This is a genomic window from Bdellovibrio bacteriovorus str. Tiberius (assembly GCF_000317895.1).
In the GTDB taxonomy this organism is placed as follows: Bacteria; Bdellovibrionota; Bdellovibrionia; order Bdellovibrionales; family Bdellovibrionaceae; genus Bdellovibrio; species Bdellovibrio bacteriovorus_F.
In genome coordinates, this window is record NC_019567.1 from 3,179,732 (window position 1) to 3,201,987 (window position 22,256).

At 50.8% G+C, this 22,256-nt stretch carries 20 protein-coding genes; 7 read left to right on the top strand and 13 right to left on the bottom strand.

The genetic code is table 11. The annotated features are described in order from the left end of the window. Positions 1-118: 118 nt before the first annotated feature. Genes BDT_RS15105 through BDT_RS15130 form a run of 6 tightly spaced genes read right to left on the bottom strand, consistent with a single transcriptional unit; the run spans position 119 to position 6,156 of the window. Entirely contained in the window at positions 119-643 is a 525-nt protein-coding gene (locus tag BDT_RS15105; RefSeq protein ID WP_041577938.1) for a NuoI/complex I 23 kDa subunit family protein, read from the bottom strand. Beyond that, positions 640-2,208, bottom strand: a complete 1,569-nt coding sequence (locus tag BDT_RS15110; RefSeq protein ID WP_015092106.1) for a 2Fe-2S iron-sulfur cluster-binding protein — start codon at positions 2,206-2,208, stop codon at positions 640-642. The genes BDT_RS15105 and BDT_RS15110 overlap by 4 nt, the downstream gene beginning before the upstream one ends. After that, positions 2,189-3,481: an NADH-quinone oxidoreductase subunit NuoF gene (gene nuoF, locus BDT_RS15115; protein ID WP_015092107.1), complete on the bottom strand. Its 1,293-nt coding sequence runs from the start codon at positions 3,479-3,481 to the stop codon at positions 2,189-2,191. The genes BDT_RS15110 and nuoF overlap by 20 nt, the downstream gene beginning before the upstream one ends. Then, entirely contained in the window at positions 3,481-3,954 is a 474-nt protein-coding gene (locus tag BDT_RS15120) for a complex I 24 kDa subunit family protein (RefSeq protein WP_015092108.1), read from the bottom strand. The genes nuoF and BDT_RS15120 overlap by 1 nt, the downstream gene beginning before the upstream one ends. A gap of 11 nt (positions 3,955-3,965) precedes the next feature. Continuing rightward, positions 3,966-5,648 carry an NADH dehydrogenase (quinone) subunit D gene (nuoD, locus tag BDT_RS19420; protein WP_015092109.1) on the bottom strand — a complete coding sequence of 561 codons (1,683 nt, stop codon included), beginning with the start codon at positions 5,646-5,648 and terminating at the stop codon, positions 3,966-3,968. Continuing rightward, positions 5,635-6,156 carry an NADH-quinone oxidoreductase subunit B gene (locus BDT_RS15130; protein WP_051026355.1) on the bottom strand — a complete coding sequence of 174 codons (522 nt, stop codon included), beginning with the start codon at positions 6,154-6,156 and terminating at the stop codon, positions 5,635-5,637. The genes nuoD and BDT_RS15130 overlap by 14 nt, the downstream gene beginning before the upstream one ends. Positions 6,157-6,393: 237 nt before the next feature. On the opposite strand from BDT_RS15130, the gene BDT_RS15135 reads away from it, so the two are divergent. The 4 genes from BDT_RS15135 (at position 6,394) to BDT_RS15150 (ending at position 10,231) form a co-directional block, all read left to right on the top strand. Further along, positions 6,394-7,812: a S8 family peptidase gene (locus BDT_RS15135; RefSeq protein WP_015092111.1), complete on the top strand. Its 1,419-nt coding sequence runs from the start codon at positions 6,394-6,396 to the stop codon at positions 7,810-7,812. Positions 7,813-8,017: 205 nt separating this feature from the next. Further along, on the top strand, positions 8,018-8,623 hold the full coding sequence (locus BDT_RS15140) for a YceI family protein (RefSeq protein WP_015092112.1): 606 nt from the start codon (positions 8,018-8,020) through the stop codon (positions 8,621-8,623). Positions 8,624-8,631: 8 nt separating this feature from the next. Further along, positions 8,632-9,486, top strand: coding sequence for an MNIO family bufferin maturase (gene bufB, locus BDT_RS15145; RefSeq protein WP_015092113.1), 855 nt, complete (start codon positions 8,632-8,634; stop codon positions 9,484-9,486). Then, the gene (locus BDT_RS15150; protein ID WP_015092114.1) at positions 9,455-10,231 is read left to right on the top strand and encodes an HvfC/BufC N-terminal domain-containing protein; all 777 of its coding nucleotides are present in this window, start codon (positions 9,455-9,457) and stop codon (positions 10,229-10,231) included. Before bufB ends, BDT_RS15150 begins: the two co-directional genes overlap by 32 nt. Here BDT_RS15150 and BDT_RS15155 read toward each other — a convergent pair. From BDT_RS15155 to BDT_RS15165, 3 genes are all read right to left on the bottom strand, one after another. After that, on the bottom strand, positions 10,228-11,682 hold the full coding sequence (locus tag BDT_RS15155; protein ID WP_015092115.1) for a cache domain-containing protein: 1,455 nt from the start codon (positions 11,680-11,682) through the stop codon (positions 10,228-10,230). The two genes, BDT_RS15150 and BDT_RS15155, sit on opposite strands and share 4 nt — an antisense overlap. 106 nt (positions 11,683-11,788) lie before the next feature. Next, positions 11,789-12,511, bottom strand: a complete 723-nt coding sequence (locus tag BDT_RS15160; protein WP_015092116.1) for a murein L,D-transpeptidase catalytic domain family protein — start codon at positions 12,509-12,511, stop codon at positions 11,789-11,791. Between the two features lie 91 nt (positions 12,512-12,602). Beyond that, on the bottom strand, positions 12,603-13,325 hold the full coding sequence (locus BDT_RS15165) for a hypothetical protein (RefSeq protein WP_015092117.1): 723 nt from the start codon (positions 13,323-13,325) through the stop codon (positions 12,603-12,605). A gap of 180 nt (positions 13,326-13,505) precedes the next feature. On the opposite strand from BDT_RS15165, the gene BDT_RS15170 reads away from it, so the two are divergent. Continuing rightward, positions 13,506-14,387, top strand: coding sequence for a hypothetical protein (locus tag BDT_RS15170; protein ID WP_015092118.1), 882 nt, complete (start codon positions 13,506-13,508; stop codon positions 14,385-14,387). Here BDT_RS15170 and BDT_RS15175 read toward each other — a convergent pair. The 3 genes from BDT_RS15175 to BDT_RS15185 all read right to left on the bottom strand — a co-directional run bounded on the left by BDT_RS15175 (position 14,384) and on the right by BDT_RS15185 (position 17,496). Then, complete coding sequence (locus BDT_RS15175; RefSeq protein ID WP_015092119.1) at positions 14,384-15,331, bottom strand: acyltransferase domain-containing protein; 948 nt, start codon at positions 15,329-15,331, stop codon at positions 14,384-14,386. The two genes, BDT_RS15170 and BDT_RS15175, sit on opposite strands and share 4 nt — an antisense overlap. Continuing rightward, a complete protein-coding gene (locus tag BDT_RS15180; protein WP_015092120.1) occupies positions 15,331-16,662 on the bottom strand; it encodes a ferritin-like domain-containing protein in 1,332 nt (443 codons plus the stop codon). Before BDT_RS15180 ends, BDT_RS15175 begins: the two co-directional genes overlap by 1 nt. A gap of 99 nt (positions 16,663-16,761) precedes the next feature. Next, on the bottom strand, positions 16,762-17,496 hold the full coding sequence (locus BDT_RS15185; protein ID WP_015092121.1) for a helix-turn-helix domain-containing protein: 735 nt from the start codon (positions 17,494-17,496) through the stop codon (positions 16,762-16,764). A gap of 346 nt (positions 17,497-17,842) precedes the next feature. Here BDT_RS15185 and BDT_RS15190 point away from each other — a divergent pair, with 346 nt between their 5' ends. Together BDT_RS15190 and BDT_RS15195 are read left to right on the top strand one after the other, a co-directional pair. Beyond that, a complete protein-coding gene (locus tag BDT_RS15190) occupies positions 17,843-19,513 on the top strand; it encodes an ABC transporter ATP-binding protein (RefSeq protein WP_158320245.1) in 1,671 nt (556 codons plus the stop codon). Continuing rightward, complete coding sequence (locus BDT_RS15195; RefSeq protein WP_235046152.1) at positions 19,506-21,317, top strand: ABC transporter ATP-binding protein; 1,812 nt, start codon at positions 19,506-19,508, stop codon at positions 21,315-21,317. The genes BDT_RS15190 and BDT_RS15195 overlap by 8 nt, the downstream gene beginning before the upstream one ends. Here the strand turns inward: BDT_RS15195 and BDT_RS15200 are convergent. Beyond that, positions 21,248-22,234 (bottom strand): hypothetical protein, encoded by a 987-nt coding sequence (locus tag BDT_RS15200; protein WP_041577941.1) that lies wholly within the window; start codon positions 22,232-22,234, stop codon positions 21,248-21,250. The genes BDT_RS15195 and BDT_RS15200 overlap by 70 nt on opposite strands. Between the last annotated feature and the right edge of the window lie 22 nt (positions 22,235-22,256).

Consider the following 22,256-nt stretch of genomic DNA (forward strand, 5'->3'; position numbering starts at 1 on the left):
AAAGGTTCAGCCGCGAGGCGGAGGGGCTCCGCTGAAACGGAGGCGTGCTCCTAGCACGTCGGAGAGAAAGCGGCGCCCCGACAACGAAGTCGGATGGGCCTTTTTCATCAGCCGCGGCTTAGATGCCGGCTTTGTGGCGTTCTTGATCGTCGACGTGAGTCAGGATGCCGCCCTTAAGATTTGGACGGTATGCCAGATGATTGATGTCGTAGATGAAGTTTGCACCATTCACGCCTGGAGTCTGCCATTCAGGGCCCAAACGGATTGCATCCACCGGGCAGGCTTCTTCACAGAAACCGCAGAATACGCAGCGAAGAATGTCGATCTCGTAGCTGATCGGAAACTTTTCGACCGCTGGGTCGTTGTGTTCCGCCGCCGTGATCTTGATACATTCTGCAGGACAGTTGGTCGCGCAAAGCATACAAGCCGTGCAACGCAAAGAACCGTCTTTTTTAACCGTCAGAACGTGATTGCCCTTGAAACGAGGAGAGTACTCATACTTCTCCTCTGGATAGTTCAGGGTCATCATTTTCTTCTGATTGAACAAGTTCTTCAGCAAGTGCTTCATGGTCGTTGCCAGACCACCCAGGATCCCCGGCAGGAACCACTTCGACTTTTCAGAGTTGTTCTGCATTACGCTCATAGGCTACCTCTTCTGAACACGAACTCATTCTTTTTACGAGCTTCCAAAGTCACCTGATCGTCACGCTGGTTGTTCGGCATGAATGCCGCATTTGCCGTCGGAAGAGCCAGATTCTTGCCAACCATCAACAAAGTCGCCTCTGTCAAAGTCAGCGCTTCAGAAACCACATTCGTCACTTTCTTGATCTTCTGTTCAAGACCGGAGAAGTTGATGAATGTGCCGTCTTTTTCCACGAACGTTTTCATTGGAATGATCCAAACGTTGCCAGTCAAAGCCGTCAAAGCGTCGTTTTTACCCGCTTGCATCCAGATCAGATTCTGAGCTTTGGAAAGCTCTTTCAATCTTTCGTTGTAATCTGGGAATACCGCTTGGTTTTCCGGACCCGCCACAACCACAGTTTTGATTGAGCCGTTTGCAAGACCTGCAGACAGATCAGCCCAAGTGGACGTGATGCCGTACTTTTCCATAACTTTCAAAAGACCTTTGGTGTTCGGGTTCTTGTCTCCGCGAGACAACAAACCGTCGAAGGTGTCGAAAGTCTCTTTGTTGTTAACCCAGAAGAACACTTTTTTGGTTTTGAATTCTTCAACAAACGTCTTGATGATCGCTTCGTACTCTTCAACAGTGTACTGAGCTGTCAAAACAAGCGCCAAAGCATCGCCGGAAGTGCTTTTCAGAACTTCGCTTGCGCTTTTCGCTGCCGCGCCTGGAGCCATTTCTTTCCCGGCAACAACACCTTTAACAAGGCGTGCTTCACGGTTTACGAATTTATAGGCGTTACGACCGCTGTCGCACATCCAGTGACCGTTCACCTGTTCATTGTAAACAGGCTTGATACGGAACAGGCCTTCTTTGTTGTAGTAAACCTTGATGTTGCAACCAGTGGAGCAACCGTTACAAACGCTGTCGCCGTCTTTTAGATACCAAACGCGCTGACGGAAACGGAAGTCTTTGGACGTCAACGCACCCACCGGGCAGATGTCGACAGTGTTCAAAGAGTATTTATTGTCCAAAAGCATGCCGTCGTGAGTGCCGATTTCAGTGCGATCACCACGGTTGAACAAGCCCAACTCGTTGGTCTTGGAAACTTCTTCCGTGAAACGCACGCAGCGGGAGCAAAGAATGCAACGCTCGGAATCCAGAACCACAGTTGGTCCCAAATCCACAACTTTGTGCTTTTTAACTTTTGCTTCAGCCATCTCTGGATCGTACTTGCCGTACTCCATGTACTGATCCTGCAGACCGCACTCGCCGGCCTGATCGCAAATCGGGCAATCCAGCGGGTGATTGATCAAGTGGAAGTCCAGGCCCCACTTTACAGCGTCTTTAACTTTTTCAGACGTGTTGTTGACCTTCATACCCTCAGTAACCATGGTGTTACATGCGATCTGAACGCGTGGATTTCCTTCGATCTCCACCACGCAAAGACGACAAACACCGGCTACAGACAGACCCGGGTGCCAGCAATAGTGAGCGATACGATCGCCAGACTGTTGCATCGCCTCGATGATCGACGTGCCTTCTTTTACTTCGACTTCTTTGCCATTAATGGTGCATTTCGGCATATGTCGTTCCTTTTACCTTAGAGCGTCCTTCGCGAACGTAGAATTCAAACTCATCACGGAATTTAGTTACAAAGCTAAGAACCGGCAAAGCCGCTGCATCGGAAAGCGCGCAGATGGTTTTACCTTTCATGTTATCAGCCACTTTGATCAACAAATCGATGTCCTGCAAACGGCCGCGGCCTTCCAGGATCGAATGAAGAACTTTGTTCAGCCAGCCAGTACCTTCACGGCAAGGCGTGCACTGACCGCAGGATTCATGGGCATAGAAGTGAGTCAAAACACCCAGCATATCAACCATGCACTGGGAATCGTCGATCACGATCACCGCGCCGGAACCAAGCATTGTGCCCAGACCCGCCAGGGATTCGTAATCCAGGTTTGCTTTCGCCACTTCTTCAGCTGTCAAAACCGGAGCGGAAGAACCACCCGGGATAACCGCTTTCAGTTTGCGGCCCGGCTTCATACCGCCGCCCTCTTTCATCAGAAGATCCATCAACGGGTAACCCAGTGGAACTTCGAAGTTGCCCGGAGTCATTACGTTACCGGACAAAGAGAACAGCTTGGTACCAGCGGACTTTTCAGTCCCGTGTTTACGATAGACTTGAGCGCCGTCTTTAATGATGTAAGTCACAGCCGCCAAAGTTTCCACGTTGTTCACGATGGTTGGCTTTCTCAGGTAACCCTGAACTGCCGGGAATGGCGGTTTCAATTTTGGCTGGCCTTTAAGACCTTCCAAAGAGGAAATCATGCCTGTTTCCTCACCGCAGATATAAGCACCCGCGCCACGGTAAACATCCAGATCGAAATCAAAACCGGAACCCAGGATGTTTTTACCCAGAAGACCGGCAGCGTAAGCCTCCTTGATCGCCTTGTTCAGGCATTCAATCGGGAATACGTATTCGCCACGAACATAGATGTAACCTTTATTGGAACCGATCGCGAAAGCAGAAATGATCATGCCTTCGATCAATTGATGTGGAGCACGCTCCATCATCATACGGTCTTTGAAAGTCCCTGGCTCACCTTCATCGGCGTTGCACAGAAGATAGCGTGGCTCGCCGTTTTTCGGCAAAAAGCCCCACTTCATACCCGTTGGGAAACCCGCACCACCACGACCGCGCAGACCGGAAGCTTTCACTTCATCGATAATCTGCTGAGGTTGCATTTTGAAGGCTTTATGAAGAGTTTCGTAACCACCCTTGGCTTTGTAGCCCGCCAAAGTTTGATATTCAGGCAGGTGGTAGAATTCTGTAAGCACTTTTACTTCAGACATTATTTCATACCTCTCAACAGATTCATCGCTGTCTCTGGAGTCAGCTTTTCATGATAGGTGTCATTCACCTGCATCATCGGCGCAGTTCCGCAGGAACCAAGGCACTCGACCTTGGAAACTGTGAAGCGACCGTCAGCAGTGACTTCATTGTATTTTACACCCAGCTCATGGCAGATGTGGCTTGCCATTTCACGGCCGCCCTCAAGCGCGCAGGAGATGTTCGTGCAAACCTGCACGTGGTACTTGCCCACGGGCTTCTGGTTGAACATGGTGTAGAATTTGAAGACTTCATTAATACGTGCTTCCGGAATATCCATCACCTGGGAAAGGTGGCGGATAATGTCCGGCGTGATGAAGCCGTTGTTTTCTTTTTGAGCAACATAAAGACTTGGAATAATAGCGGACTCTTTCGCTTCGTAGCGAGCCAGTTCACTTTTTACTGCAGCCAAGCCAGAATCAGACAATTTAAACATCGTTGTTTCCTCTAGCGGTCCAATTCGCCGGCAATAAGGTTCATGGAAGCAACCGTTGCAATCGCATCGGCCAGCATCGCACCCTTAACCACAGTCGGGAAAGACTGGTAGATCGCGAAGCAAGGTGGACGAACTTTCAAACGGTAAGGATTCGCGGAACCATCGCTGACCAGATAGAAGCCCAACTCACCGTTGGCCGCCTCTGTCGCATCGTAAACTTCACCCACTGGTGGGCGAAGACCTTTGATGATCAGCATGAAGTGATTCATCAAACCTTCGATGTTGCCGTAAACGTCTTTTTTCTCTGGAAGAACGATGCCTTTGTCGCGGATTGTGTAATCGCCACCAGGAACGTTTTTGCAGACTTGTTCAATGATACGAACGGACTGACGCATTTCCTCGAAACGAACCAGGTAACGGTCATAGATGTCACCGTTGGTTCCAACTGGAACATCAAAATCCAAAGCGTCGTAACCATAGTATGGCTGAGCTTTACGCAAATCCAGGTTCACACCCGCGGCACGCAGCAACGGACCGGTGTAACCCCACTGGATCGCATCCTGAGCAGAAACCGGGCAGACGTTTTTAGTACGCTGGATGAAGATTTTATTATCAACAACCATCGCCGCCATTTCGTCTGTGCCTTTGCGGATTTCTTTGCAAAGAGCCAGAACTTCGTCGAACCAGCCTTCCGGCGCATCCTGAGCCATACCACCGATACGGGTCATGGACACTGTCAGACGGGCACCGCAAAGTTTTTCAAACAGACCGTAAACTTTTTCACGCATACCGAACATATAGAAGAAGCTGGTCAAAGCCCCCAAGTCCATCGCGCCAGTACCGATTGCGATCGTGTGATCGATGATACGGGAAAGTTCAGCCAGAATTACACGCATCGCCTGCGCTTTTGGCGGGATTTCCACGCCCAAAAGTCTTTCAACCGCTTTGCAGTAACCGATATTGTTCATCGGAGCAGAGCAGTAGTTCAGACGGTCTGTGTAAGGGATCACCTGATTGTACGGGTGAGTCTCTGCCATTTTTTCGAAACAACGGTGCAGGTAACCAATCTCGTTGTTGCAACGGATGATCGTCTCGCCGTCCATTTCAGCCATCACACGCAAAGTTCCGTGCATCGCTGTATGGGAAGGACCGATGTTCAATGGAAGATACTTGTCATTCAATACGTCACCAGGAGAGCCCGGCTCGTTGTTGAAATGGATCGGCAGGGAGTTTGTGCACGCCTGCTGATTGTTCGCATCGTAGTCCTTGCGCAAAGGGTGACCCACGAACTGGTGGTGAGTCAGGATTTTGCGCAGGTTCGGGTGACCGTCGAAGATGATACCGTACATGTCGTACGCTTCACGTTCGAACCAGTCAGCACCACGGTAAGCGGGAATCACTGTACCGATGGACTCGCCCTCACCCACTTGCGCTTTCACGCGCAGACGAGAAGAGTCTTTGGAGTTAAACAGGTTGTAAACAACGTCAAAACGCTTTTCACGGCTTGGATAGTCCGCACCGCACACGTCCATCAGGAAATCGAACTGGCCGCTTTCACGAAGGAACAACAACAGCGCCGGAGCGTCTTCTTTAGGAACTTCAATCACGTCATCGCCAACAGCGTGAGTGAACTTGAAGTTCTCAATTTTAAATTTGCCAGCCAGAAGCTGTTTCAGATTTTCAAGCTTGTTCATATGGGCTCTTCCAGTTGTCTTTCCAAGGGCGTGGTTGATGTGTCGCGATCATACGCTGCAAAGCCATGATACCGTCCATCACCGCTTCTGGTGTCGGAGGGCAACCCGGGATGTAAACGTCGACAGGGATGACTTTATCAACGCCCTGAAGAACGTGGTAAGCACGGTAGAAACCACCGGAGCTTGCGCAAGCGCCCATGGACAACACGTATTTGGGTTCCAGCATCTGCTGATAGATACGCACGATCACCGGAGCCATTTTCTCGGTGATGGTTCCCGCGACGACAAGCAAGTCCGCCTGACGTGGAGAGAAGCGCGCCACTTCCGCACCGAAACGAGCCAAGTCATACTTGGGACCCATCACGGACATGAACTCGATACCGCAACAAGCAGTACCGTACGGCATTGGCCACAGAGAGTTTTTTCTTCCCCACGCAACAATAGCATCAAGCTTTGACGTGAAAGCAAAACCTCGCGACATATCATCTACAGCTTGGGTTCCGGTCATCCCATCGTGAGATACCAAACCCTGCACTTGTTCATTGTGCATAAATACACCTCTGCAATTTCATTTAGCTATCATTAAGTAGTTACTGAAAAACCGTAATCCTGACAACTAGATATATATATTGGCGGCCCTCGCCGATTTCTTCAACGCGCCTTTCCAAAGTGGGCCAAATGAAATTGATTCTCCTGTCGTTTAACCACAAACTTTAGGGAGCTTAAACAATAGGAGAAAACCCACATGAAGAAGATGGCACTGTACGTTGCTTCTGCCATTCTTGCTTTGTCCGGAGTGGCATCTGCCAACTCTCAAAAGCAAGATTTGCTTATTAAACTGGCACCTGGCTTCGTCGAATTGGAAATTCAGGGCGCAAAAGTCGAAAAATTGAGCGAATCCTGGGTTCGCGTTCAAGCTCCCCGCCGCATGAGCCTTCAATCTTTGGAAAAGAATCCGGCAATCGAGTACGTTCAACCGAACTACAAAATCTCCCTTTTGGAAGATTATAAAATCGAAGATCCTCTTCGCCGTGCCGCTTTGGCAAAGATGCTTTCAAGAAATCCTCAGCTTCGTGCAGCCGCTCGCCAGGACAACCCGGCGATTCCTGACGCTCCGCAACCAACGACCGGGGCAGATCCTTTGTTCTCCAAACAGTGGGGCATGCTGGATATCGGTGTGATTGACGGCTGGAAAGTGACCAAAGGCAATCCGGAAATGATCGTGGCGGTTATCGACACTGGTGTCGACTATACTCACGAAGACCTTCTGCCAAATCTTTGGAGAAACGCCGGCGAAATCCCTGACAACGGCATCGACGATGACGGTAACGGTTACATCGACGACGTGATCGGCTGGGACTTTGTGACCAACGACAATAAACCTTATGACCTTGCGGTGGATTCTTTGGACGGTTTGTTCAAAGGTGGCAATCCGGGTCACGGTACTCACTGTGCTGGCAACGTGGCAGCTCGTGGCGACAACGGCAAAGGTATTGCTGGCGTGGCACCGAATGTGAAAATCATGTCTTTGCGTTTCATCGGCATGACTGGCGGCGGGACCACGGCTGATGCGATCAAATCCATCCGCTATGCAGTTGATAACGGCGCGAAAATCATGAACAACTCATGGGGTTCTGAAGGTGAAGAGCCTGGCGCTCCTGAAAATCAGGCTTTGCGTGATGCTGTTCAATACGCTCAGGACAAAGGTGTTCTGTTCATCGCAGCGGCTGGTAACGGTCACCGCGGTGTGGGTTATGATAACGATACAGACAAGCTTCCGGCTTACCCTGCGTCTTATGATCATGACATCATCATCTCTGTGGCGGCATTGGATTCTTCCGACCGTCTGGGTTCTTTCTCTAACTGGGGTCAGAAGTCTGTGGATATCGGTGCTCCGGGCGTGAAGGTTTATTCCACGACTGTGGCACAAAGCTACAGCGATACTGTTATCGATAAATTTGGCTTCAAAGCCACTTGGGATGGTACATCCATGGCAGCGCCTCACGTTGCTGGTGCAGCGGCACTTTACTGGTCTGCCCACCCGGAAAAATCCTGGCAGGATGTAAAAGCGGCGATCATCGGATCTGCTCGCAAGATCAACGCTCTTGATCGCAAATCCGTGTCAGGCGGCAAGCTTGATGTGAAAGCTTTGATGAACTACTAAGTTCTGAAATTCAAAGCCCGGTGCCGACAAAGCACCGGGCTTTTTTTTGCCCAAAATCTGTCACGCAACATCCCGGATTTTCTCTTCTGTTCCGATCTTAAAAACTTTCAGCATCTTAATTTGTAAAAGTTCAGCCCATCCAAAACAGTTAGTAGATATCTGCCCAAGCTCGTGGGCACATTACGAACAACTGAAAGGATACTGTATGCGCACCCTGCTTTTTTCCGTCATCGCAACATCTTTGGTTACGACCACAGCCTATGCCACCAAGTTTGACGTGGATAAAGCGCACACGAATGTTTCCTTCACAGCTCCGCACTTGATGGTCTCAAAAGTCAAAGGCCGCTTCGATCAAGTCAGCGGCACTTTCGAGTTCGATGAAAAATCCATGAAGTTGAGCGACATCAACGTGACCATCAAAACCGAATCGATCAACACCAATGAAGCCGATCGCGACAAACACATGCGCAGTCCGGACTTCTTTGATGTGGCAAAGTTCCCGGAAATGACTTTCAAATCCACCAATGTAAAATACGACAAAAACAAACCCGACAAAGTGGAAGGCGACCTGACCATCCGCGGGATCACCAAAAAGGTCACACTTGATGTGGACTATAACGGCGCTGTCACGGATCCATGGGGCAACCGCGTGATCACCTTTGAAGCCGAAGGCGAAGTCAACCGCAAGGACTTCGGCCTGAACTGGAACAAAGCCATGGATAAAGGCGGCTTTGTTGTCGGCGACAAAATCAAAATCGAAATCGACGGCGAAGCCAAGGTCGCAGCAGCCCCAACAGCTCCAAAAAAATAGAGGCCCTCATGCAAAATTCCAGTTTCTCCCACAAGGTGGGCATGGGCCTGCGGGCCCCGCATTTTCCTTATCTTGAGCAGCGTCCTTCCACAGAGGTGGCGTGGTTCGAGGCCCAGACGGAAACCTACATTCACACCCATGGGCGCTCCATGGAAATGCTGCAAACCATCCGCCAGGACTATCCCGTGGCCCTGCACGGGATTTCGATGAACATCGGTGCGCCGGAAGGCATCCGCGTGGACTATCTGCAGGGGTTGCGCGAACTGATCGACCGGGTGGAACCATTCATTGTTTCAGATCACATGTCGTGGAACTCGATCTCGGGTCAGAACTTCCACAACCTGCTGCCGATCCCCTTCACCGAAGACAGCCTGCAGACCCTGGTGAACAACATCGATTTTGTGCAGAACTTTCTGCGCCGGGCTTTGGTGCTTGAAAATATTTCGACCTATATCAGTTATCATCACAGCCACATGAACGAATGGGATTTCATTTCTGAAGTCAGCAAGCGTTCCGGCTGCGCGCTGCTGCTGGATGTGAACAACATCTATGTGAATTCACGCAACCACGGCTTTGACCCGAAATACTTTATCAACCACATCCCACTGGACCGCGTGGCGCAAATCCATCTGTCCGGCCCAAGTGATTATGGCGACTTCCTGTACGACACCCACTCGCAGGAGATCCCGTCACAGGTGTGGGATCTGTTTAAAATGCTGGCTCCGCAGGTTCGTCACCTGCCGGTGCTGATTGAACGGGACGATGACATTCCTGATTTCCGCGAACTGGAAGTCGAAGTGATGAAGGCCGCTTACATTCTGGAGAATTCCTATGAAACTGAGCGAACTACAGAGTCTGTTTAAAAGAAACATCCTGGCCCCGGAAGCAGATCCGGCGTATATGGAATTTCTGAAACCTGCCGGCAAACTAAGTCTGGAACAGGCCTTTCAGATCTATCACCGCACCTATTTGGCACGACTGACGGAAGCCCTGCGCGCCACTTATCCGGCGGTGGCCTGGGTTTTGGGGGATAACTTCTTTAATGATCTGTGCCGAAAGTACATCGAATCCCAGCCGTCGGTGGCGTACAACCTGGCTGACTATGGAGAAACCTTTTCCGGCTTCATTCACGAAACCTCGACCGCGAAGGGCATTCCCTTTTTGCCGGATCTGGCTAAGTTTGAATGGGTCTATAAAGAAGTGCAGCACGCGGCAACGCCTGAACCATTGCCTGTTGAAACAATTCAGCAACTGTTGAGTTCGGATGACGTCAAGATGCACATGATTGATGCGATGGAGCTCTTTGAAAGCGAATATGCCGTCTATGATATCTGGGAACATCGCCTGGAGCCGGCATACATGTTTGAGGATGTGAACTGGAACACCCCACAAAACCTTTTGATTCACAAAAAACAGCAAAAGGTGCTGGTGCAGGAACTGCAACCGGTGGAAGCGCAGATCCTGCACGCCCTGATTGCGGGTCGAACCGTATCTGAAGCCCTGACCCCGCATGCAAATTCGCTAAGTCCGGAAAGAATCGCCCAGCTCTTTGAAATGATGATGAGAGCCGGGATTATTGAAGACGTGATGTCGGTGGAGGCCTACTAAGAGGCCTTCCCGATCACTTCGGTCGCCATACTGTGCACCATGTGCTGCAAAGTATTGGCCTGAGCAGACATTTCCTCGGACGTGGCTGCGGTCTCTTCCGCTGCCGCCGAGAAAGCTTGTGTCTGGCGTTCCAAAGAACCCATCGCCTCGTGGATGGCACGAATGCCTTCTGATTGATGGGCCGTGGTTTCAGAAATTTCCTGATTCAACACATTCACTTTTTGTACAGAACTGACAATCCCATCCAGCACGCGGTCACTGCGCTCTGCAAGTTCCAGAGACACTTGAGTCTGCGTCACACTGCTGGTGATAACGGATTTTACTTCTTTCGCAGCTTGCGCTGACTTCAACGCCAGACTGCGCACGGCTTCGGCCACAACAGCAAAACCTTTCCCCTGCTCACCAGCACGGGCGGCTTCAACCGCGGCATTCAGCGCCAGCAAATTCGTCTGGAAGGCAATGTCATCAATGATATCCATGGCCGACGTGATTTCGCCTGAAATTTTTGACATGACGTTAATGGCTTCAATCAGTTTTTTGACTTCCATGGCGCCTTGAGAAGCGCCACTTTCAGAACTCTTCGCCAGTTCTGCCGCGGCACGGGCGCGGTCCTGATTGGCTTGGACGATCTCATTCAGATTCTTGATCGAACCCATGGTTTCTTCGATGCGTGCCGCAGATTCGACCGCACCTTGAGCGACGTTCTGGCCGGCACTGGAAAGCATGTTCGAGGCCTCAAGCACTTGTTGGCTGGCGTCGTTGGTATCATTCACCGTGCGTGCCAGGAAGCTCATCAAGCGGCTGGCAAAGACAAAGAACAGGGCAAACGCCACCACAAAGGCAATCGTGAACCCAATCAGCACCTTGTTACGGAAGGAAGCAATCGCCGTTTCCACGTCATCGACGTAAACGCCACTGCCGACAATCCACTGCCAAGGTTTGAAGTTGCGCACGAAACTGATTTTAGGTTCGGGATTCGGAGAACCCGGTTTTGGCCAAAGATAAGGAACAAAGCCCTCGCCTTCAGCCGTCTTGCCTTTTTCCGCAAAGGCCACGAACAGATGGAAGCCATTCGGATCTTTAAAACCCGTCAGATCCTTGCCATCAAGCTCGGGCTTGATCGGATGCATCAGCATGGTTGGATGAAGATCATTGATCCAGAAGTATTCATTACCGCTATAGCGCAGCTTCGAAACGGCTTTCAGCGCCTGCTTCTTGGCTTCGTCTTCGGTCAGAATTTTTTGCTGATATTGATCGTGATAGAATTCCAGCACTTTCGTGGCGATATCAACAGTACTGCGAATCGCCACGCGGCGGTCTTCGTACATGTTTTCACGCACCAGCGGAAGCACATAGAAAAGCACAATCGCCCACAGGGGAACCATCGCGCCGATAAGAAGTGCCAGCGTCTTATAGCGATAGCTGCGAGTCTTCCAGAGTTTATTCCACATAATCCGATCCCCCTAGGGTTGATGTCGTAGGGATTTATCGGATTCACTTTAGGATACTGAATAACACAGATGTTATTACGAGGAAGTTTAGTCTTAATGTCTCATTTCAATCCACGCCCCCACCTTCGCCGGGGTTGCGTCGGGTGTTGACTCCAGGAGGCACCAACTCGTCCCCCATCAACGACTGCTCAGAAGGATAGCGCCGGGAATACCCAATCAGGTCCTTGTGATAGGAAAACAGGATGCTTCCGTTCTGCAAAAGGTTGATCAGGTACTGCACGTACTCCAATCCCACGGCAAAACATCCCTCGCTCCAGCCCAGGCGCCGGTTGCGGGCAATGAATTCCTCGCTGACATAACTGGCTCCGTGCAAAACGATCTGCCGCAGCCGCGAGTTATTGTTCGAACGATCTATGCCATCCAAATAAAGCGACAGTCCGTTTTTGGGGCTGTTGTAAGTTCCCTTGGCGAAGTAAAAACCCAAAGAGCTTTTCCACGAATCCGGCAGATTTGAAAAACTGCGTGTTTCCAGAATGCCGGAGCGAATGCCATGGGCCACATAAAACTTCTGCACAAGTCCAGTGCGCAAATCCAGCAGGTGCAGACGCTTTTCAGTGCTGGGACGGGAATAATCCACCAGCACGGCATAATCGGTGTTGGGAATGCGACCTTCATTATAGTCGAACATGCGGAAAATCAGATCCAGTGGTTCACGCGGCACAGACTGTTCCAGCAGAACATCAAACAGGAAACGGCCATTGGCAGCTCTGCGATTGAACATGGATTCCGCGGCACTGACCGAGGCAGAAAACAGTAAGAATAATGCCACTAAGTATTGGTATATTCGGGATGCGTAAGTCATTCCCCCACTCTCAAGGGAGTGGGCTGCATCGGCAAATTAAGAATCAGAAAGGTCAGAGTTACGGCCAGGGAATGTACGGAACATCCTGACAGACAATTGGCAAACCAGCTGCCTGCAAAGGCGCAGCAACTTCATCAATCTCGGCGGAGTCATCCAAAAGCATGATGTGAGATCTCAAAACAGTGCGTGATAGGAACTCACTCGACACTTTGTTTTTGGCTTTTGATTTTTGTGCGTGGACCGGAGTCAGGGCCGCCATGCGACGTACTGATTCCAGAATGTGTTTTACCATGCAGTTGTAACGGGGCTTCTGATCCAAATCAACGATCTGTTTATCTGCATATTCTGCCAGCTGGCGATAGGATTTGGCTTTGTACAGCTCCAGCAGTCGTGACTTTATGCCCGCAATATCAGGGCGACGATAGTTGTGCAAAGAATCCGGGCCTTCGGGATTCTGCGCTTGAAACTTAGGGGTTTCAGACATCGAGATAAAGTCCTGGCAAAGAATCGGAATCCCCGCCGCCTGATAAGGTGCAGCCCACGCATCAGCAAACGGGACGGCCACGGAAAGCTTTCGTTCCATCCAGATCAACTTGTCAGAGACTGCTTTGGATTTGCCGTTGGAAAGCTTCATGTACAGGGGCTTGCGCTCTTTATTCAGCACCATCGCTTCGTGAATATGTTCAGACAGACAAGGGCGCATGTCTTTCAGACCCGCCCAGGACAGGGCCGGAATCACAAAAACCGCAAAGCTGAATAGAATCACAGGGAAAGACTTCATGGGTTCTTTATAACACACTCAAGACCCCGGCTTCGGCCCCCCATCCCGCCCCTGTAAATAAACCTCGACTGTCCAGAATTTGGTCACCGGTCCTTAACAAACCCCAGAGCATCTTTTAACCTTAAATGAATGCCTGGTTTGCGCTTTTTCATTCTTATATCTGCTTTATGGACAGCCTCTGTGGCCCAAGCCGACTTTTCGGATTGCTATCTGATCAACGAATGCAGCAAGTTCCGCCGGGACCCCGCAAGCCCTGCCCCGGGCGGCAGCCAGATTAAAATCAATCCGTCCGCCGTTCCCACGGAAAAAGGTCTGGGTCTGGAAGCCATTTACTTCAACCCGTCAGCGGATTTTTCCATTGTCCGGGGTAACGGCAAGGTCGGCGCCGCCCTGTCCCCTTCCAATAGCGAGGAAACCTTCTTTGGAGCCCCCGGCTTTGAAATGATGGAAGACCTTTGGGAGCGCAAACACAATCAGGAAAAATACCCGAACGAAAAGCTGACCCTGGCCACAGCCTTCGACATGGTTGATCGCAAAGGCAATGGCTTTCGCCGTTACAGCCTGAAGGCCGGCGCGATGGCCAAGTACAATACCGAAACCAACAAAATCAATATCGGTGGCGGGGTCAATGCCATTTGGGGACCGTTTTCTGCCGGTTATTCTGTTTACGGTGATGAAACCCAGCTTGAACAAAGTGAATACGTAAAGACCACCATCAAATATCAGGTCAACACCTACAACGTGGCTCTTCATTTAAGCTCTTTGATTTTAAGCTATGCAAACTTGCACCTGATGGAAGAAGAAGAACTGTACGAAGCGCGCGTGCAGACCTTCACCGCTTCGTTGGCCATGGGAAAATTTATTTTCACCGCCGCCAAACGCATCGAGGATTCCCCGGCGTGGGCGTATAACTATGAAACCAAGGAACTGGAAGAAAAGCAGATCAAAGAAGAATACTTTGGCGGCGTCCAGTACTCACTAAGCCGCCGCTTTATGATTGGTGCGCTTTACAATTACTATCTGTTGCGTGAAGGCTCCGTCACAGCGACTTTGTTCTTTTAAACACCCGCCAGCTCTGCATTCATGACTGCTCCGGCAATCAGATCCGAAGCTTCAACCGTCACGGCCTGCACCGGAATTTCCCGCATCAGCCCCGTCAGACTGCGACAAGGACCAATGTTCACGAAACGATCGATCCTGTGATCCTGCGAAAGTTTTTGCACCGCCCGGCTCCAGTGAATGGGCTTTGTGATGCTTAGAAGAAATTCCTGTTTGATCTGCTTGGGGTCCATCAACGGCTGAGCGCTTAGACTTGAGAAAATCGGCACACGCGGATGACCGGTATGCACGCTGGCGAAGTCATTTTCCACCGCCTGCACATACGGCAGAATATAGCGCGAATGCACGGGGTAATCCAAAATACGCATCACGTTCCAGCCTTTGTCTTTAGCGTATCTTTCGACTTCGTCCAGATCAGCATAACGGCCACCAATATTCAAAAACCTTGGCGTCAGGCAGGACACGTCCACGTTGTTTGCTTCAAACCACGCATAGTCCTGTTCCGTGAATGGCGCCCCCCGGGGCGTCAGCACAGCGATATTGCGGCCGATCTTATCAATTCCATCGATGCTGCGGGTGAAGTGAATGTGATTGTAAATGGCGTCTTCAAAGGTGTAGGTCCCGGCAAACACCGCGCGGGCCAAATCCCCCAATGAACAACCCATCACCCAGTCCGGATCACCTTCCAGATCCCGCAGGCGCCGAGCGACGCCGGTTTGAATACAGCAGATCGCCACCGCCGCCAGACTGATGTTTTTCAAGGCATAGATATCTTCGGCGGGAAGCTCCAGAAATTCCTTAAAATTGAAATGATAGCCAAAGCGTTCCTGAATAATGGCTTCGGCCCGGCGAAAGCAGGCCTGTACTTCTGGCAAATGCAAAAATCGATAACGATCTGATTTTCGCAACAACGCATTCAGGCCCGGAAAAAGAAATGCTGTCGCCATTATCGCAACTCCATTTCGGGTTCAGGTTGTCTATCCATCGTGCGCACCGGAAAGGCGCGCTGATACAGCGGGGCAAATTCGGTCATCTGATCCTGGGTTTCAATCAAAGACAGCACCCGGCTGGCAGTGTGTTCAAAAACCACATCCTCGGTCTGACGAACCCATTTCAAAAGTTGCGCGTCCATGAATTCCCGATCACCGATTTCTTCATGCACCATGCGTGTGTGTTCAGCTTCATCCTGCAAAATCACCGAAATCGTCTGAGCCACACCCACATTGTCTGTCCCACGCATGATATCCGTGTAATGGCGGAACACGCGCATTTCCAAGCCCCAGGCACCGTACAGGTACAATTGTTCCGGGTCTGAAATCTGGCGCATCATCAGACTGAAATAGCGGGTCAGATAGCGCTCCAGCTCGTGACACAGGCGACGCTCCAGCTGACGATACCCAGGGACCGCCAGCCATTTGCGTCTTTCCAGCACCACACTTCTTTGCAGCAAGCGGGCGTGGCGCAATTCATCGCTGACATGTTCAGGCATCAGATCCGGCATCGGCAGATCACGGGACATAAAAATCTTCTGCATGTGCAGTGAGGCCATCAATTCACTGTGCCCCAGGGCATGCACCCAGGCCACCTGCGCATAAGGACGGTCCGCGATGACCCGAACCAGTTTTTGACTGGCGCGAGTGACGGGATCTGTCTGAAGCTCATGATTTTGAAACTCTTCCACCAGCACGGCCATGCGCTGAACCATCAGCAGGCACATTTCTTTTTCAATGACCTGAAGTTCTTGCAGGGACAGTCGGTCTGCTTCGGGCAAGGTGGCCAAAAACTTTTTGCCCAGCTGAATGTGCCCGACCTCATCGGCTAAAACCTCCTGCATGCCTTCACGAATTCGGGGACTGCTGGTGCCTTCAATGTAGGCCGAATAAATCTGAAACGGAAACTGTTCAATGGTGATTGCACCGTGAACGTAAGCAGCAAAACGGGACTGTGCCTGCAGCAGAACCGGATTTGCGAAAAATCCCAGAACAAAACTTTCGGCCACCGCTCGCAGTCGCTGGCGCAGATCCTCATAGCGCCCGTCTTTTGCCTGGGGATACGGTCGCAGTGACAAAATGATATCGCGGTGACGGGCTTCATCCGCGGCGTGTTCTTGAATATCAGCCACAAAGTGCAGCGGGGTGGAGGCCGAGATATTTCCCAGCACCTGTTGCGAAGCCAAATGCTCCATGTGCGCCAGAGTACTCAACCAGGCCGATTCCAAATGGGGATCGTCCGTCACCAGAGAGATTAGATATTGAATGGATTCAGTGAAGTTTTTCATAGCGTCCCAAGGAATACTTTGGACTCTAAAACAAAGGCAAGGCAGGGACTCTGCACTTGCCAGTAAACAGTGTATGAAAATCAGGTAATCAAACGAGGGCTATTCTTTTTTCTTCAAAGCGCCCATATAAGAATACTGCCAAGGACGGAACGCCATCAGCACACCCGAATCAATGACAGAAACGTTATGTTCCACCTCGTAACGGGATTCTTCCTGCATATCCATCATCAGGCGTTCCAGCTTGGCCTTGTACTTGGCCAGGGTCGGCGCGCTGACTTTGATCAGCGTGAAACGAATGTAGTCCTCGGGACGGAAATCATAATTCAGATAGTTCGACTTGGTCTGATCAAACAAAGCTTTTCCCACCGGCCCGTCACGACGGAAACGCAGGAACCCCTGACGTTTCAGTTTCACCTTGTCACGAGGATGCAGCTCAATCAGATTCAGACGATCCAGCTGGAACAGATACTTTTTCGCTTCTGAACCCGGGATCTGATACTCCTTTTCGATTTTCTGCGGGGTTTTTCCTTCCTGAAGCATCATATAGAAATGCAGCAGGCGCGCGTTTTCAGCCAGGGCCTTTTCCTGCTCGTCAGAAAGAATCATCGGCTGATTGGCTTCTTCCAGATTCGCCGACTTCACCACTTCTGAAAAACTGAGGTCGGCAATACGGCAGATTTCCTCCAGACGATCCAGACTTAAACTTTTGCTGGAAAGAATGCGCTTCACACTGGATTCACTCAAATCCAAGGCTTTGGCGAGGTCCTTATAAAGAATATTCTTCGCTTTTAAGGATCGTTTTAAGGCATTCAAAAACTGGTCAATCTGTGACATCTCAACCCCCAAAACCAGAGTATTACATTACGGTACCCCAAGCAAGGGTATTGAATGCTGGCACCAATCAGCCGATCCTATTTACAGGCATGGAGGTTCCAATGACCGCTCTCAGACTGCTTTTCCAACGACTGACACAGACCCGCCCCTTCTTTTACGGCTGGGAACAACGGGCTTATGAACGACGCCAGGAGCAATCTCACAGGGACGCCCAATTCTCTTGCAGACTTTGGAAGGATTAAATACAGTCCCCGGGGTAATGCAGAACTCCTCTGAAAATTCCTTATTATTTAAGCGTCCCCTTTGGTTCTATATCAAAAACAATCCCCGAGCCTTCAGCTTGGGGATGCTTTTTTTGCTGCTGACGAATGCCCTTGATTCAGCGTATCCGCTGGTGATGAAAGCGGCCATTGATCAGATTCAAGCCAAGGCCCCGCTGTCTGACATTGGCAAAACCTGCTTGATCTTCCTGGCGATGATGACGGGCCTTGCAATCACCCGCTACGGGTGGCGCGCAAACTTTGGCCGCTTCCACACCTACGCTGCAGAACACATCCGCCAAAAGATCTTCCGCCATATCACGTCCCTGGGACCGAATTTCTTCCACAAAAACCCCGTGGGTGAACTGATGAGTCTTCTGACCAACGACGTGCAGTCGTTCCGTCAGGCCATCGGCCCGGGCCTTTTGATCCTGGCCGACGGGATCATCTATATCCTGATGGTTCTGCCGATCATGATGTCCCTGAACTGGGAATGGACCTGGAAAACCCTGGTATTCCTGCCGCTGGTGCCTTTCCTGATCTGGAAGGTCATGCGCTTGATCCATTTGAATTATAAAATTCAGCAGGAACGCTTTTCAGAACTGACTGGCATCGCCCAGGAAACCGTGGGCGGCATCCGCGTGATTAAAAGCTTCGCGCAGGAAAACAACCGCACCCAGCTTTTCAACGGCATCAGTGCCGGCTTTGAAAAAGCCTGCAACAAAGTGGCGCGCGTGGATTCGATGTTCATTCCGGTGATGGAATTTGGTGTCACCTCAGGCAGCGTGATTCTGCTGTTTATTGCCAAAGATGGTTTGTATTCAGGGGCCGTGACCATCGGGACCTTCTTTGCCTTCCAGCGCTACATCCAGAAAATGGTGTGGCCGATGACGGCTTTGGGCATGGGCTTTTCAAACTTCCAAAAAGGCTATGCTTCCTTTGACCGGATCAAAGAGGTTCTGCAAACCGAAACTGACATTCCTGACAACGGAACTGTCGAGATCGAAAAGTTCCAGACCCTGGAATTTAAAAACGTTTCCTTCCGCCATAAAACCAGCTCGGTGTATGCACTTAAGAATGTGTCCTTCACCCTGAATGCCGGCGAAAGCCTGGGCATTATGGGGCCGGTTGGTGCGGGTAAAACCACGCTTCTGAATCTTTTGACCCGCATGTATCCGCTGGAAGAAGGTCAGATCCTGGTCAACGGCCATGACATCAGCAGCATCACGCAGGAATCTTTGCGCCGCACCTTCTTACTGGTTCCGCAAGAGGCCTTTTTGTTCAGCGACAGTATCGCCGACAACCTGAGCCTGGGTTTGTCCGAGCGGGCTGATATCGGTGAAATTCAGCGCATGACTGAAATTGTGGACCTGACCAAAGAAATTGATTCCTTGCCGCACAAATTTGATTCCCAGCTGGGTGAACGCGGTGTGAATCTGTCCGGCGGTCAGAAACAGCGTCTGACCATCGCACGTGGCATCATCATGAAAACCCCGGTGCTGGTTCTGGATGACTCTTTAAGTGCTGTGGACACGCGCACGGAAAAAGCCATCGAACAGGAACTGCGTAAAACTCACGGTTCCTTAAGCCGCATTATTGTGGCTCACCGTCTGTCTTCACTAAAATCCGTGGACCGCCTGTTGATCCTGAAAGACGGCCATATTGAAGCCTGGGGAACCATGGAGCAGGTTCGCGAAACCAGCCCGACCTTCCAGAAGATTGTGCAGATTCAAGGATTGGGGGATCACCATGAATGATAATTTTATGAATGAGGACCTGGTAAAAACCAAGGTCACGTACCCGATTCTGTTTAAACGTCTGTGGCCTTATGCCCGTCGCGAAAAAGGTCTTTTGTTCATGGCGATCTTTGCGGTTGCCGGCGGCGCCACCGTGGCCCGCCTGATTCCACTGTTGATTGGACAGGCCATCGACAAAGGCGTCGTGGGACGAGACCTGTCGATCTTCACCAAAGTGGCTTACGCGTATCTGGTGCTTGAAATCATGCGTTCGGTGTTTTCTTTCGGGAATGCCTTTTTGTTCCAGTTGTTCGGAAACCGCATGCTGTATCATCTGCGCGAAGACCTGATGAACCACGTGCAAAGACTGCCGATGCAGTTCTTCAACAAAACCCCCAACGGGCGCATCGTGACCCGACTGACCAATGATGTGATGTCTTTGGGGGAACTGTTTTCAGAAGGCGTGATCTCGGTCTTCACCAATGCGGTTATCATCGCGTCGGTAGTGATTGCGCTCAGCCTGATTTCCTGGAAGCTGACCGTGGTGTCGCTGTTCCTGGCGCCGTTCTTTATCTGGGCCACTTTCCACCTGTCCAATAAAATCCGTGCGATCTTAAGTGAACAGAAAAAGAAACTTTCCACAATCAACGCCTTCCTGGCTGAAAATCTGAACGGCATCAAAGTCATTCATCTCTATAATCGAGTGACCCGCAATCGCGACAAGTTCGGCGCCCTGTCGGTGGACTATCGCGATACCAATATGCGTTCGATCAAGGCCTATGCCCTGATGCAGCCCGTGATGAATCTGTTCAACGCCGTGACCATCACCTCGGCCTTGTATTTCGGTGGTTATTTGAGTGCTGAAAACTCGATCGCCATTGGTTCTTTGGTGGCGTTTTTGATGAACATTCAGGACTTCATCCCGCCATTGCGAGAGATTCTGGAAAAATACCAGCAATTCCAAAACTCGCTGACCAGTGCCGAGCGCATCTTCACCCTGATGGATGAACCGAAAGAGCACGAACTGGCCGCTCTGACCAGCCCGGGATCTTTGCGTGGGGAGCTGGAAATCAAAAACCTGAACTTCCAGTACGAAAGCCATCTGCCGCTGGTTTTGAAAGACATCAACCTGCACATCAAAGCCGGGGAATCCGTGGCACTGGTGGGTCGTACCGGCAGCGGAAAATCCACGTTCATTTCGTTGTTGCAGCGGTTCTATGATGCCCCGGAACAGACGGTCTTTGTCGATGGGCTGGCACTGGAATCAATCCAGCGCGAAGAGATCCGCCATCACGTCGGCGTGGTTCAGCAGGATAATTTTATTTTCCGTGGCAACATCCGCGACAATATCGGCCTGGGTGATCCGCGCATCACCGAAGAACAAGTCCGTATGGCCTGTGAAAAGACCGGCTATATGGCGCTATTGACCCGCACCGGGCGCGATCTGCTAAGCCCCGTGGCCGAACGTGGCGCCAACCTGTCAGTCGGTGAACGCCAGCTGATCGCATTTGCCAGGATTCTGGCCTTCAACCCGGATATTTTGATTCTGGATGAAGCCACTGCCAATATTGACTCTGAAAGTGAACACATCATTCAGGATGCGACCAAAGAGATCACCAAAGGCCGAACAAGTATTATCATTGCCCACCGTCTTTCAACGATTGAACAGTGCGATCGCATTATTGTTCTGAATCAGGGGGAAGTGGCCGAGATGGGCTCGCACGAAGAACTTATGCAAGCCCAGGGCATGTATTATCAGTTCGCGTCTTTGGGTTTGAAATCAACCTTGATCGACGCATCGGCAGCCGGCACAGCGGAACCATAGAAGCGGATCACGTTGCTGGCCGCCAGATAGTCCCAACCATTGGTGGTGTCACGCGGAATGCTGACACCATTGATGCTGACCGTGATGGATTCTTCCAAAGGCACTTTCGACAATTTAAAGTCCGTCAGAATCTGATAGATGCGTGAACGGATGTTCCCTACTGCTGACGAAAGATTCGTACTGCAGATGGATTCTTTCACCCCACCTGAAGTGTCAGCCAAGCCCATATAGCTTAAACCCGCCGAGGCAAAGTCATTGAAGGTCTTGCACTGGGACGTCAAACTTAAGACGCCGATAAAATTAAACACCCAGGAACGGCTGCCATCCACCCACGGCTCTTTGATACCATCCAATAAATTGGTGTAGTAGGTGACGCCCGCAGAAGAACTGGATTTACTGAAGTCATCTTCATCCGACAATGCGATCACCACCAACAGGGCATCATTGCGGAAAAAGCCTTTGCCTTCATTGGCCAGATAATTTGCGGACAGGGCATTTTCCATGGATTCAAGACCGCGCTCCAGGTTACTGCCGGCCTCTCCCACAATCATGCGGTTTTTCAGGCTGTTGACCAGATCCGGAGTTTTCGCAGTCACATACTTGGGACTGCCGACAAACTTACCACCATCCGGTGTTGTGCCACCCATGCTGGTGGTCACCACGGCCATGTGATAGTCCATTTTTAAGGTATTCAGTTTACTGACCAGATCCGGAACCTGTTCGCTTAAGCGCTGCTGATGTTTCAGCATGGAGGTGGAATTATCCACGATCCACAGGATATCCACTTTGTTGTTGTACGTGATGCTTTGACCGAAGTTGTCTTGAGTTTCTGGCAGATCGAATGACACATTCTGCGCGCAGGCCATTAAGAAAGATGACGCTGCCACGGCAACAAGAAGCTGAAAGTCCTTTTTCATACAAAAGATCCTCTCAAAGGCT